Raw genomic sequence first — 13,234 nt, 5'->3', positions numbered from 1 at the left:
CCGTAGCGCTTAGCGCACGGAGTAGCGCTACGCCACGGGGAATCACCCGGCGCGGCGCGCGCCGCTAAGTGCCTCGCGCATGGCGGCGACGGGGATGTCGCTACGTTCAAGCCAAATTTCTTCGGCCAGCACCGCCTGCCACAAAAGCATTTCCAGCCCGCAAATCGTGGTGGCACCGGCGGCGGCCGCCTCGCGTAGCAGACGGGTTTCCAGCGGATTGTAGACCGCGTCAAAAACCGCGTGTTGCGGGCCCAAAAGGTCTGTATCTAGCACGGTTTCCTCTTCGCGCGGAGCCATTCCCACATTCGTGCCATTGATAATTACCTGGGCCGCGGCAACGGCTTCGGCAAGGTGCGCGGGATCGTCGAGCCGATGGAGTTCAAGCCTCGCCGAGGTGCGCTCATTGAGCATCGCAATGCGCCGGCGAGTAGCCTCCCAGTTTTTCGAACCGGGCCGAGCGAAGACGCTGACACGGGGGACCGCCTCCATCGCGGCCTGCGTATAAATAGCCGAGCTTGCTCCGCCCGAACCGAGAACAAGAATATCTTCGACGGCGTCTAGCTCCACTCCGGCGGCCCGAATGGCTCGCAGTGCCCCCGCGCCATCGGTATTGAAACCAATGAGGCGCTCGCCGCGCCGGGCAACGGTGTTTACCGCGCCCATAAGTTCGGCCTCGGGGGAGAGCTCATCGAGGCTGGCCATTACCGCCTGCTTGCACGGCATGGTGACGTTGAAGCCGGCATACCCGAGCTCGCGCAGGGCGCGGACCGCCGCGTCCGCTCGCTCGGCCGTCACCTCGTGAGCGAGGTAGGTCCCGTTGATGCCCAGCGCCCGGAAAGAGGTGGTGTGCAAAAGCGGGGAGAGCGAGTGACGAATGGGCGAGCCAATAACGGCGAAGGCTAGACCCGCGGCACCGAGCGCGGCGCCTTGCAGCGCGGGGCCGGGCACAGCGCCGCGCTGCGCGCTACTTCTTCTTGCGGTCATCGTGGGCGTAAATATCCTCAATGACGTCCGCGAAGCGATCGAGCACGATCTCGCGGCGGACCTTGAGCGAAGGGGTGAGCATGCCGTTTTCCAGAGTGAAATCGCCGGGCAGAATCTTGAACTTGCGGATTGATTCCGCGCGCGAGACTTGCCTATTCGTGCGGTCAATGGCGCGCTGCAGGGATTCTTGCACCGCTTCGGACTGGATTGCCTGGGCCGGCGTCATCTCCGGCTGGCCGTGCGAGCGTAGCCAGGAGGGAAGCATTTGCTGGTCGAGCGTAATAAGCGCGGAGACGAAGGGGCGCTTGTCGCCAACTGCTACCACCTGGGAAATCAGCGGATGGGATGAGAGTCGATCCTCGAGCACGGCCGGGGCCACGTTCTTGCCGCCGGCGGTCACAATGAGGTGCTTCTTGCGCCCGGTAATCGTGAGATTGCCCTGCTTATCGATGGTCCCAATATCACCGGTCCGGTACCAGCCGTCCTTGAGGGAGCGAGCGGTTTCCTCCGGATCATTGTGGTAGCCGCGGAAGACGATTGCACCCTTGACCAGCACTTCGCCGTCGTCCTCCAACTTGATCATGTTCCCGGGCATGGGATGGCCCACGCTACCGAGCACCGGCTTCGGCGGGCGAGTGGCGGTGGCGGCGCCGGTGGTTTCGGTGAGCCCCCAGCCTTCCACCACCGTGATGCCAGCTCCCTTATAGAAACGCCCCAGCCGGGTTCCCAGTGGCGCACCGGCGCATACCGCCCAGCGCACGCGTCCGCCCACCGCGGCCCGCAACTTATTGAGCACGGCCTTTCGCGCCACGCCCATCTGCAGGCGATGCAAAGGACCGCGCACGCGCTTGGTGGCGTCCCGCACGGCCATATTCGCGGCCCAGCGGAAAATCTTGCGCTTAAATCCAGCGCCGGCCTTAGCTTCGGCGGCGTTGTAAACCTTCTCCAGCACGCGCGGGACCACCAGTAGGATCGTCGGCTTGAACGTCGCCAAATCCGCCAGCAGGTTGTGAATATTCGGCACGTAGCCGAGGGTAACGCCGGTGGTTAGCGCGGTGTAGTTGATAATTCGCGCCATAATGTGGGCGAGGGGGAGGAAAAGCAGGAGGGAAGCGTCGTCGGGATTGACCAGCGGGCCTTCCGCTTCCTGCAGGGAGAGCGCGGCTCGCGCGAAGTTGCCGTGCGTGAGTTCCACGCCCTTCGGCTTGCCGGTGGTGCCCGAGGTGTAAACAATGGTTGCCAGGCAGTCCGCGGTCACCTGATCCATGGCGGCCTGAAGCTGTTCTTCGGAGATTTTCTCCGCGTACTCGTCCAGCTTGGCGCGCGCGGCGCGGTCCATAAGGATCGCCGGCCCGGTTCCCTTCGGCGCTACCGAAGCCACCAGCTCGGCGTGCGCGGTGGAATCGGTGAAGACCGTGGTCACGTTGGAGTTCGTAATCATCCACTCGATTTGCTCGGCGGAGCTGGTTTCGTAAATCGGCACGACGACGACGCCGATGCTCATCGCCGCCGCATCAATAACCGCCCACTCGAACGAGGTGGAGCCGAGGATCGAGATGGTATCGCCCTTCTTTAGCCCAAAGCCGAGCAGTCCCCGCGAGGCCCGGCGCACCAGCGCCAGATAATCCGCCATGGAGTAGCCACGCCAAGATTTACCCAGCTCGTCTTTCACGCGCACGGCAATGTGCTCCGGATCCTTCTCGAATTGGCGCTGCAGTAGCCACGCAATGGTCTGGTTCTGATCGGCCACCGAGAAATGCGGTTTCTCGTAAAGCGAGCCATTGCGTAGCTTCTTCATCTGTTTCCTCCAAGCGTGGGCGGCGTGGCTAATTGCTCGGCCCGGGATTTTGCCGGGCAAAAAAGCGATCTTGCCGATAAAATTCTTTCTATATATTAACTGAGTGTCGGAGCGAACGGCACCCTTGCCGCGAACTCGCGCCGGCGCGGGCTACCTCCGGGTAGTCTAAAGACCATGAAAATTGCTCGTCTTTCACTTGATCAAGGCCCGCGTTACGCGATTTACGACGCCGATGCTCGCGACTACATTGTGCTCGCTGACGATCCGCTCTTTGCCCACGATATCCGCCCCACCGGCCAGCGGGTGCCCGAATCAGAGGCAAATTTGGTGGCGCCCATGATTCCGCGTTCCAAAGCCTTCGGATTTGGCGGCACTTACGTAGCCGGAAATACCGCGAAGGACTTCTCAACTTTCTTGAAGCCCAATACGGCCGTGGTGGGCCCGTACTCGCGGGTGATTTTGCCGTCCTGGGCCCCCGGCCTGGCTCACGAGGCAGAAATCGCGGTGGTGCTAGCCCGCGCCGCAACGAATGTCAGCGCAGAGGACGCCCTCAAGTACGTCTACGGCTACACCGTTATTAACGACTTCTCGGCCACGGGAGTGGGGCCGGCCCAGGCGAAATACTGGGACACGGCCCTTCCCATGGGCCCGGTGATCGAAACCGAGCTAGATACGGCTGATCTGCGTATTACCTCCCGCGTCAACGGCGAGGTATGCACGGATGCGTCCACCGCGGATATGTGCGTTTCCATCGCGGAACTGGTCTCCATTGCCTCCCACCACAGCACGCTGTTGCCGGGAGACGTGATCCTCACCGGCACTCCCACCGCAAAGCCGGAAGTCAGTCACGGTGACGTCGTCGAGGTGGAAGTCGAGGGAATCGGAACGATCCGCAACGAGGTCTTCGCCCCGCATTTGGCCTAGGCGCGGCTACAGTATCGCCTCCATCCGGTCGAGGGCTTCTTCGACGATCGCCCGCGGGGTGGCCAGGATCATGCGAGTGAACTGGCCATACCCCGCGCCGCAGGCGATGCCGGAGGTAAGCGCAACCTTCGCGCGCTCGCGGATGGTCTGCGCCGGATCGTCGCCCAGCCCGGCCTGGCTGAAATCGATAAAGGCGATATAGGTACCTTCTACATGGGCCATGCGCGCGCCCGGCCACTTAGCTACCCGCTCTTCCAGGAGCGCCAGGTTCTCGGCCAGATACGTGCACACTTCGCGATTCCAGTCGCCGGCTTCCTCGAAGGCAATGCGCGCGGCCCGCGCCCCGACTGTGCTGGTAGGGCTGGAAATTGCCGAAGCTCGCGGGGCGATAGCGGCGGCGTCGTCAGGATTATGGAAAATGAGCTGAGCGGCTTTCAAGCCGGGGATGTTCCAGCCCTTGGAAGCGGCGAAAGCCGTGATTGTATGCGCCTTCGTGGTGGGGGTGAGGGTGCCGTAGGGGATGTAGGCGCCGTCGATAATAATGCTGGAGTGGATGGCGTCCTCGAAAACTCGCGCGCCTTTTCGCTCCACAATTTCGCTGATGCGTAGAAGCTCCTCGCGGGTGAGGGTGCGCCCCACCGGATTCCACGGATTACACAAAACGAAGAGCGAACCTTCGGAGAGGGCCGCCTCGATCGCGTCAAAATCGAGGCTCCAATGTGCGCCGTCGAACAAGGAAGGCACCTGAATGACTTCCCGTCCGAACTCACCGGGAATAGTGAGAAACGGCATATAGGCGGGGGTGGGGACTACCACCGGCGCGCCGGGCGCGGTGAAATCGCTGATCGCCAGGCGCAAACCGCTGAGGACCTCGGGGATAAGAAGCATCTGTTCCGGGTCGGGCCGCTCGCCGAACTGCCCGATCCAGTTCGCGGCGGAGGCGAGGATTTTGGCGCTATCTTGCGGCGGAAGGTAGCCGAGGGTACCGCGTTGCGCCTCGCCAATGAGGTAATCGCGGATCTCCGGGGCGATGCCCAGGTCCATTTCCGCCACCCACATGCCTATGCAATCGGGGTACTCGGACCACTTACGTGAGCCCTCGGAGAGTAGAACGTCAAGTGTTTTTGAATCGAAGCTGTATGTCATGAACCTAGCGTATCCTTGAGACCATCATGGCTACGACTACCGCTGCGGGCAAAGATATCCGCGTACGTTTCTGTCCGTCTCCGACCGGCACTCCCCACGTGGGAATGGTTCGCACCTGCCTGTTTAACTGGGCATACGCGCGCCACACCGGCGGGACTTTTGTTTTCCGCATCGAAGATACCGATGCGCAACGCGATTCCGAGGAGTCCTACCAGGCGATCCTCGAATCCCTCAAATGGCTGGGCCTGGACTGGGATGAAGGCATTGGCGTGGGCGGCCCCCACGGTCCGTACCGCCAGTCCGAGCGCGGCGAGATCTACCAGGAAGTAGCGAAGAAGCTTTTTGAGGCCGGCTACGCTTACGAGTCATTCTCGACGCCGGAGGAGGTGCGCCAGCGCCATATCGACCGGGGCGAAAACCCCGAGCTCGGCTACGACGGCTTCGATCGTGACCTCACCGAAGAGCAGAAGGAAGCCTTCCGGGCCGAGGGGCGCAAGCCGTCCCTGCGAATTCGCATGCCCGATGAAGATCTGACCTTCGACGATTTGGTGCGAGGAGAAATCACCTACAAGGCCGGCACCGTCCCGGACTACGTGATTGTGCGCGGCAATGGCGATCCGCTTTACACGCTCACTAACCCGGTCGATGACGCGATGATGGGAATTACCCACGTACTTCGCGGCGAGGACATTCTTTCCTCCACCCCGCGCCAGCTGGTGCTCTACCGCGCGCTTGAGGAACTGGGCATCGCCAAGTTCACCCCGCGCTTCGGGCACCTGCCGTACGTGATGGGGGAGGGCAATAAGAAGCTTTCGAAGCGCGATCCGGAATCGAACCTGTTCCTGCATCGTGACCGCGGCATTATTCCCGAGGGCATGATCAATTACCTGGCGTTGCTGGGCTGGTCGCTTTCGGCCGACCGTGACGTGTTCAGCCGCGAGGAGCTGGTTGAGAACTTCGATATTGCCGATGTGAACGGCAACCCGGCGCGTTTCGACAATAAGAAGTGCACCGCGATCAACGCCGACCACATCCGCATGCTCGAGGTGGGGGATTTCACTCGGCGCATTGTTTCCTACGTGGACGCGCTCTCGGCGGATTCCTACGATGAGCTTTCCGATTCTGAGCGGGAGGTGCTGGCGGCGGCCGCTCCCTTGGCGCAGACCCGCATCCAGGTGCTCAGCGAGGCGAATGATCTGCTCCGCTTCCTCTTCATTGATGGCGAGCAAATTGAGTACGACGATAAGGCCGTCCGTAAGCTCAAGGACTCTGCGCCCGAGGTGCTACGCGGCGCGCGTGAGGTTCTTTCTTCGCTCGACGACGTCGCCTTCACGCCCGAGGAACTCAAGCCGGCGCTTGACGCCAAGCTGGTTGACGAGATGGAGATCAAGCCGCGGCTTGCCTACGGCCCGCTGTTTGTGGCCATGACCGGCACAAACGTTTCGATCCCGGTGATTGACTCGATTGGCATTCTGGGCAAGAGCGAGGCGCTGGCCCGCATTGACCAGTTGCTCGCCAAGCTGGAGGCATGCGCCGAGGCGTAGCCAGGGCAGGGCACGGCTCGAAGCATTGCTGGGCGAGTCGAAACTGAAATATCGCGGGGCGCTTCCTCTGGGAGGCGCCCCGCGGTGCAATGCCCGCATGGCGGACTGTCGTAACGTGCGCTCGGCCTTCCGGCAACGTGAGGTGTTCCACCTGCTCCGGGTTTGCGGGCAAGCCGGATTCGTACTAATATAGATGTTCGTCGCCGAGACAAGCATGCAAACGGCTTGATAGAGCGGCAAACCCATTGGGGTATGGTGTAATTGGCAACACAGGTGATTCTGGTTCATCCGTTCTAGGTTCGAGTCCTGGTACCCCAGCGAAGTATGACGAAAGCTTACGGCTTTGTCTGCTTGAGGCCCCGTTCGTCTAGCGGCCTAGGACGTCGCCCTCTCACGGCGGTAACACCGGTTCAAATCCGGTACGGGGTACAAACTCTTGACTCCTCAAGAGCGGAACAATATCGCAAGATTGCGTTCCATCCCGATTTTTCGCGCTTGCCGCGGCGGATCGGACCAATATAGGCCCCGTTCGTCTAGCGGCCTAGGACGTCGCCCTCTCACGGCGGTAACACCGGTTCAAATCCGGTACGGGGTACAAAAGCGGATCGCAAGATCCGCTTTTTTTCATGCTCGCGCAGTGCCGCCCGCCCGGCTGGCTGACGGGAGTTCCAAATATGCGATACTTCGAGGGTGCGTATCGCTTTAGTGTCAGATTGTTTCTTGCCGCGCCTGGGAGGCATCGAGGCGCAGGTGCATGACATCGCGCAGGTACTCCAGGGCCGAGGGCACTCCGTCGTCGTCGTAACGGCGACCCCCACGGAAACCGAGACGGGTTTCTCAAAATCGCGGGTCGGCGGCATTCCGGTGCTGCGGCTCGCCACGAGTTTCCTAGGGAATATCCCGGTCAATCCGCTCGCCGGGCCGCGCCTGCTGGCGGCGATGCGCGGCGCGGACGTGGTACATATCCATACCGGCCTGGTCTCGCCCTTCGCCTGGCATGGGCTGATGCTCGCGCGCCGGCACCGCCTGCCCACGGTTGTCACCTGGCATAGCGTGGTTCGCCCCACCGAGGCCGCCTTTATCCCATTTATTCGCCCGCTGACCAGCCCGGGCATCCGTCACAGCGCGCCGTCCACGCTGGTGGCCGGGCAGGTGCAAAAAATTATCGGCGATCACGGCTCGGTGGCCGTGATTCCCAATGGCGTGGAGCTATCGCAGTGGCGGCGCGTTGCGCGGTATCGCTCCGAGCATCCGCGCGCCAGCCGGCCAGCGGAAGAGCCGTTTCACATTGTGGCCGCCCGCCGCCTGGCTCCGCGCAAACGTACCCTGGAGATGCTGGAAGTAACCCGGCTCGCGCGCGAAATGTCCGGCGTTGAGGCGCGGTTGACCATCTACGGCGAAGGGCCGCAACGGGCGAAACTCGAGTCGTGGATCCGCGCTCACGATGCCGCGAGCTGGGCTTTCCTGCCCGGGCGTGCCAACCGCGAAGAGCTGATGGCCGCCTACGCCCACGCGGATATTTACCTCAGCACCTCGCGCTTGGAGTCCTTCGGCATCGCCACCCTCGAGGCGCGCGCCGCCGGCCTGCCGGTGGTCACCCCGCGCGGCACCGGCGCCGATGACTTCCTAGTAAACGGTGTTTCCGGGCTACTTGGAGAAACCGACCACGACGTCGCCGCCCAGCTAGCGCTGATTTTGGCTGACGACGGCCTGCGCGGGTATATATCTGAGCACAACGAGCAAGTTGAGCCGGCCGAAACTTGGGAGCGGGTGGCGCATCTGACGGAGAATGAGTATGCCGCCGCGATAAGCGAGGTGCGGTGCTAAGCCTGCTCCAGGCTTTCGGTAGTTTGTAGAACGTCCGTCAGGCGCTTGGCGCCGGCCACCACGGCATTGGCGTGCAGGCGGCCGGGCTGGCGGCTCATGCGTTCGATTGGGCCGGAGATGGAAACCGCGGCGATTACGCGCCCGCTCGGGCCGCGTACGGGCGCCGAAACCGAGGCGACGCCAGCTTCCCGCTCGCCGACGGATTGTGCCCAGCCACGGCGTCGTACCGCGGAAAGATTAGTGGCGGTAAAGGACGCGCCATGCAGGCCGCGGTGGAGGCGATCCGGCTCCTCCCAGGCCAGCAGAACCTGCGCCGCAGAGCCGGCCTTCATGGAAAGCACCGCGCCCACCGGAATCGAATCGCGCAGGCCCATCTCGCGTTCGGCCGCGGCAACGCAGACGCGCTGCTCGCCCTGGCGGCGGTAAAGCTGAACGGATTCGCCGGTATGGTCGCGTAGGGCAACCAGCACGGGGTGTGCCGCGGTGAGCAGGCGATCCTCGCCGGCGGCGGAGGAAAGCTCGGAGAGACGCGGGCCAAGTACGAACCGGCCCTGGCCATCGCGGGCCACAAAACGATGGAACTCCAAGGCCACGGCGAGGCGGTGCGCCGTCGGGCGAGCCAGGTGCGTCTGCGTGACGAGGTTGGCCAGCGTCTGCGGCCCGGCCTCTAGCGCATCGAGGACGGCGGTGACTTTGTCGAGTACCCCGACCCCGCTTCCTTCATGCTCGCGCGAATTTGAATCTTTCTTGGCGTCCATGCTGTGATATTTCCATCTCAAAGCTTGGGAAGCAAGGCAATGTGAGTAGATCGTGCCCCCGCGCAGTGCGTTGCCTCTCACTGTGGAATACGGCAGGGGCGGGGATAGTTTTCCCGAATATTGGTTATTGCGCGGGTGAGGTGGCGCGGTGCTCGGCCTGGGCGGCGCAGTGCCCGGCCGAGCGACGCGCCGGCGCAAGCCCCAGAGCGCTCAGCCTTCGCCCGGTAGACTAACGATTCGTAAGCTTCGCGCTGGCATTTGCCTTGCGATAGCAATTGCGGTGCGCTCAGCGCCTGAAGGGATGGTTATGGTTTCTCAGCTTCTTGTCCGCGGTGGTCAGCCCCTCAAGGGGGAGATCCACGTCCGTGGAGCGAAGAATTTTGTGTCGAAAGCGATGGTCGCGGCCCTCCTCACCAAGGAAACGTCCGTGTTGCGGAACGTGCCGCAAATTCGCGACGTCGAAGTGGTTTCAAACCTGCTGCGTTTGCACGGAGTGGACGTCGATTACAAAGCCGAAGAAGGCACCGTCACCATTACCCCGGGCCGCATTCACCTTCCCGAGGACCCGCTCGAGGTCAACGCCTTGGCCGGATCCTCGCGTATCCCCATCCTTTTCGCCGGTCCGCTCCTGCACGCGCTAGGGGAAGCCTTCATTCCCGACCTGGGCGGATGCCATATTGGCGCGCGCCCGGTGGATTTTCATCTCCACGTGCTAGAGGATTTCGGGGCCAAGCGCGTCCAGGAGCCGGCGGGCATGCACCTGGTGGCCCCGAAGGGACTCACTGCTAAGCCCGTCACCTTGCCCTACCCGTCGGTTGGCGCCACAGAGCAGACGCTACTGACGGCGGTAATGGCGGACGGCATCACGGTTCTTTCCAATGCGGCGGTGGAGCCGGAGATCGAGGACCTCATTAACGTCCTGCAGAAAATGGGCGCGGTGATTTCGCTCGATACGGACCGCACCATCCGGATTGAAGGCGTGAAGGAACTCCACGGCTTTCATCACACCGCTTTGCCCGACCGCATTGAGGCCGGTTCGTGGGCGTCGGCGGCGTTGGCCACCGGGGGCGATATTTTCGTGCGTGGTGCCCAGCAGCAGCCGATGGTTTCCTTCCTCAACACTTTCCGTAAGGCCGGCGGGCAGTTTGATGTGCTCGACGACGGAATTCGCTTCTGGCATGCGGGCGGGGAGCTCAATGCAATCGTGGTTGAGACCGATGTGCACCCCGGCTTTATGACGGACTGGCAACAACCGCTCGTCGTCGCCCTCACTCAGGCAACCGGGCTCTCGATTATCCACGAAACCGTGTACGAGAACCGCTTCGGCTTCACCCAGGCGCTACGCGAAATGGGCGCGAATATCCAGACTTATCGCGAATGCCTGGGCGGGCACGAATGCCGCTTTGGGCAGCGAAACTTCTATCACTCTGCGGTGATCCAGGGCCCCACCCAGCTCACCGGCGCGGATATTCACGTCCCGGATCTGCGCGGAGGGTTCTCCCATCTCATCGCGGCGCTGGCCGCGGAAGGGGAGTCCCGCGTGTCCGGCGTCGACGTGATTGACCGCGGCTACGAAAACTTTGTGGGCAAGCTCCAGGCCCTCGGTGCGAATATTGAGGTGCTCGAAGACTAGCTACTCGTTGGCGATATCGACCACCAACCGGGTGGGGTTCTGCAAAACCTGCACGCGGAAGGGGCGGTCTTTATCCGCGCCAATGTGTAGCATGTGCATCCCCTCAAAGGGGAAATCGACCTGCACCCCGGCCACGGCCTTCGCGCCTCCCAGGTTCGCGGGCTGAATCTCCGGCAGATCGGTGAGGTCCGTAGGAATATTGACGTTCGCAACGGTCACTTCGAGGAAGCGTTTGCCCGGCATGTCCACGGCCTCGCCGCGCCCGTCGGTGATCGCCTGGGCGTCCCACCCGGCGTGCCAGCCGAGGTTCCCGGCGCCCTTGTATTCCACAACCACCCGGTCAAAACCGTCGTGGGCGGCAACCCGGCTGGAGGCAATCTCCACCATCGTTCCGTCGAGCGCCGGGAAGCCCTCCGATTGACGCTCAGAAATATCGAAACCTTCCAGCTTTGCTTCGGCCGTAGGGGTAGCGGAAGTTGGTGTCGGCGCGGCCGTGGTGGGCGACGCCGTCGTCGCAGAAACGGTGGAGGGAGATTCCGAAGCGCTCTGCTGGGGTGACGGCGAGGAGCAACCGGCTAACCCGGCGGCGAGGATAACAACTGCGATGCGGCTTACATTCTTCATGAAGCTACTCTACCGGCGCCTCGCTGGTGTGCGCGCAAGGCCGCGCTACTGTGCGCGCAAGGCTACGCCCCGCAGTTGCGTAGAAAACACGCGTTAATGTAGCGGGGAGCTAGGCCTCGCGGGGTACTGTTAGAGGCAACTCAACCAGGGAAAGGTATCACTGTGGAAAAAATCCGTGTTGCTCTCGTCTACGGGGGAATGTCCGGGGAGCATTCGGTTTCGTGCCTCACGGCGGCGTCGGTTATGCGAGCGATTGACCGCGACTTATACGAGGTGGTGCCGATCGCGATTGCGAAGGACGGCACCTGGGTTCCGGGGATCGACGATCCGGAGGGGCTCGAGGCGAACGGGCCACACGGCGAAGTGCAGGTTGGCGAAGAAAAAATCATCGCTGGTTTCGGTCCGGGGGCGGAGTTCTGCGTGGTCAATGAGCGCAAGGAAATGCGCTCGCTGGGCCGCATTGATATCGTCTTTCCGCTTTTGCACGGGCCTTTCGGTGAAGACGGCACTATTCAGGGACTTTTCGAAATGATGGGGATCCCGTACGTCGGCTGCGGCGTGTTCGCCAGCGCCGCCGGAATGGACAAGCACTTCACGAAGGTCGTTTTGGAGGAGGCGGGCATCCCGTTCACCCCCTATGTTTTGGCCGACGCCCCCCGCTGGGCCAATGAGCCCGACGCCGTGCGGGAAGAAGCCTCGCGGCTGAAGTTCCCGCTCTACGTGAAGCCGGCTCGCGCCGGATCTAGCCTGGGAATCTCGCGCGTGGCGAACATGGAGGATTTGGATGCGGCCATAGAAGTGGCCCACAAGGTGGATTCCAAGGTGCTCATTGAGCAGGGCATTCCTGGTCGGGAAATTGAATGCGCGGTACTTGGCGGGCGCGAGGGGCGCGGGCCGCGCGCCTCGGTTTTGGGTGAAATTGTGCTGACATCTCAGTGGTACGACTTTGAGACAAAGTACGAGGATAACGGTGGGTTCCGCATGCAAATCCCGGCCAAGCTGCCGGAGGATTTGGCGGCGGAAATGCAGGAAATGGCCTGCCGGGTCTTCACGGCCTTTGATTGCGAAGGCCTGACCCGAGTCGATTTCTTCCTGACCGAAGAAGGGCCGAGCCGCGTCGTCGTCAACGAAATCAACACAATGCCCGGATTTACGAATGTTTCCATGTATCCGGCGCTGTGGGAGGCGACGGGCTTGCCTTACGCGGAGCTGATTAACGAGCTCTGCGCGCAGGCGGCTTCCCGGCCGGCCGGGCGGAGGTAATGCCTAGCCGGCCCGGCTGAGATTGCTTGTGCCTGGGCATGTGGTCCGATCAGCCCGGCGAAAAGCAAATGAATGTGGCCAGCCCGCCCGTAGTTGCATATTCAACTACATTTGATGTAAGCTGACGATGGAAGCGCAAATTACCCTCGAGGAGAATTCTTATGAAGATTGCGTACATGGTCGGTTCGGCCGCGAAGGACTCTATTAACCGCGGCTTGGTGAAGTTCTGGGAAAAGAACGCGCCGGAGGGCGTGGAGCTGGTTGACCTGAACGTCAACCACTTCGAGCTTTACAACCGCGACGTCGACTCCGAATACCCGGAGTGGGCCAAGGAATACAAGAAGGCGATCGAGGAGGCCGACGGCCTTCTCATCGTTACCCCGGAGCACAACCGCATGCCGGCGGCGTCGATTATGAACGCCATCGAGTGGGGCTCGCGCCCCTACGGCGAGGGTGTTTTCGGCGGCAAGCCGGTTTACGTGGCCGGTGTTTCCCCGTCGGGGATCGGCACCGCGGTGGCGCAGAATCACCTGCGCGCCTCGCTCGGCTTCTTCAACGCCAAGTTGCTTGGCCAGCCTGAGGCCTACATCAACAATAACCAGGCGGGAATCCAGCCGGACGGCACGGTTGACGCCGGCTCGGAAGAATTCCTCAAGAGCCTGTTGCAGGCTTTCGTCGACTTCATCAAGGCTTCGAAGTAACTCAATCTGACGCGGGGTGGCGAGCTTTATGC

The 13,234-nt window shown here is 62.3% G+C and carries 11 protein-coding genes and 3 tRNA genes; 9 read left to right on the top strand and 5 right to left on the bottom strand.

Translation table 11 applies throughout. The annotated features are described in order from the left end of the window. Positions 1-42 precede the first annotated feature (42 nt). Positions 43-984, bottom strand: a complete 942-nt coding sequence (locus BN2664_RS03255) for a shikimate dehydrogenase family protein (RefSeq protein ID WP_007001646.1) — start codon at positions 982-984, stop codon at positions 43-45. Next, the gene (locus BN2664_RS03250; RefSeq protein WP_007001647.1) at positions 965-2,782 is read right to left on the bottom strand and encodes an AMP-dependent synthetase/ligase; all 1,818 of its coding nucleotides are present in this window, start codon (positions 2,780-2,782) and stop codon (positions 965-967) included. Before BN2664_RS03250 ends, BN2664_RS03255 begins: the two co-directional genes overlap by 20 nt. A 174-nt stretch (positions 2,783-2,956) precedes the next feature. Between BN2664_RS03250 and BN2664_RS03245 the strand changes: the two genes are divergently transcribed. After that, positions 2,957-3,706 carry a fumarylacetoacetate hydrolase family protein gene (locus tag BN2664_RS03245; protein WP_007001648.1) on the top strand — a complete coding sequence of 250 codons (750 nt, stop codon included), beginning with the start codon at positions 2,957-2,959 and terminating at the stop codon, positions 3,704-3,706. A 6-nt stretch (positions 3,707-3,712) separates the two neighbouring features. On the opposite strand, the gene BN2664_RS03240 is transcribed toward BN2664_RS03245, so the two are convergent. Beyond that, positions 3,713-4,852, bottom strand: a complete 1,140-nt coding sequence (locus tag BN2664_RS03240) for a MalY/PatB family protein (protein WP_007001649.1) — start codon at positions 4,850-4,852, stop codon at positions 3,713-3,715. Between the two features lie 26 nt (positions 4,853-4,878). On the opposite strand from BN2664_RS03240, the gene gltX reads away from it, so the two are divergent. The 5 genes from gltX to BN2664_RS03215 all read left to right on the top strand — a co-directional run bounded on the left by gltX (position 4,879) and on the right by BN2664_RS03215 (position 8,223). Then, entirely contained in the window at positions 4,879-6,396 is a 1,518-nt protein-coding gene (gene gltX, locus BN2664_RS03235; RefSeq protein WP_007001650.1) for a glutamate--tRNA ligase, read from the top strand. A 246-nt stretch (positions 6,397-6,642) separates the two neighbouring features. Beyond that, positions 6,643-6,714 (top strand) — tRNA-Gln (locus BN2664_RS03230). Positions 6,715-6,752: 38 nt separating this feature from the next. Beyond that, a tRNA-Glu gene (locus BN2664_RS03225) sits at positions 6,753-6,825 on the top strand. A 93-nt stretch (positions 6,826-6,918) separates the two neighbouring features. After that, positions 6,919-6,991, top strand: a tRNA-Glu gene (locus BN2664_RS03220). A gap of 110 nt (positions 6,992-7,101) precedes the next feature. Then, positions 7,102-8,223, top strand: a complete 1,122-nt coding sequence (locus tag BN2664_RS03215) for a glycosyltransferase (RefSeq protein WP_007001651.1) — start codon at positions 7,102-7,104, stop codon at positions 8,221-8,223. On the opposite strand, the gene BN2664_RS03210 is transcribed toward BN2664_RS03215, so the two are convergent. Continuing rightward, a complete protein-coding gene (locus tag BN2664_RS03210; protein WP_007001652.1) occupies positions 8,220-8,981 on the bottom strand; it encodes an IclR family transcriptional regulator in 762 nt (253 codons plus the stop codon). The genes BN2664_RS03215 and BN2664_RS03210 overlap by 4 nt on opposite strands. A gap of 307 nt (positions 8,982-9,288) precedes the next feature. Here BN2664_RS03210 and murA point away from each other — a divergent pair, with 307 nt between their 5' ends. Then, positions 9,289-10,614 carry a UDP-N-acetylglucosamine 1-carboxyvinyltransferase gene (gene murA, locus BN2664_RS03205; protein ID WP_040317389.1) on the top strand — a complete coding sequence of 442 codons (1,326 nt, stop codon included), beginning with the start codon at positions 9,289-9,291 and terminating at the stop codon, positions 10,612-10,614. On the opposite strand, the gene BN2664_RS03200 is transcribed toward murA, so the two are convergent. Further along, positions 10,615-11,238 carry an AMIN-like domain-containing (lipo)protein gene (locus tag BN2664_RS03200; RefSeq protein ID WP_007001654.1) on the bottom strand — a complete coding sequence of 208 codons (624 nt, stop codon included), beginning with the start codon at positions 11,236-11,238 and terminating at the stop codon, positions 10,615-10,617. 162 nt (positions 11,239-11,400) lie between these two features. Between BN2664_RS03200 and BN2664_RS03195 the strand changes: the two genes are divergently transcribed. Together BN2664_RS03195 and BN2664_RS03190 are read left to right on the top strand one after the other, a co-directional pair. Further along, positions 11,401-12,501, top strand: coding sequence for a D-alanine--D-alanine ligase family protein (locus BN2664_RS03195; protein ID WP_007001655.1), 1,101 nt, complete (start codon positions 11,401-11,403; stop codon positions 12,499-12,501). 161 nt (positions 12,502-12,662) lie between these two features. Then, positions 12,663-13,202, top strand: a complete 540-nt coding sequence (locus tag BN2664_RS03190; protein ID WP_007001656.1) for an NADPH-dependent FMN reductase — start codon at positions 12,663-12,665, stop codon at positions 13,200-13,202. Positions 13,203-13,234: the final 32 nt, after the last annotated feature.

It is taken from the genome of Actinobaculum massiliense (assembly GCF_001457435.1).
Taxonomy (GTDB): Bacteria; Actinomycetota; Actinomycetes; order Actinomycetales; family Actinomycetaceae; genus Actinobaculum; species Actinobaculum massiliense.
This window is presented reverse-complemented; position numbering and strand designations above follow the sequence as displayed.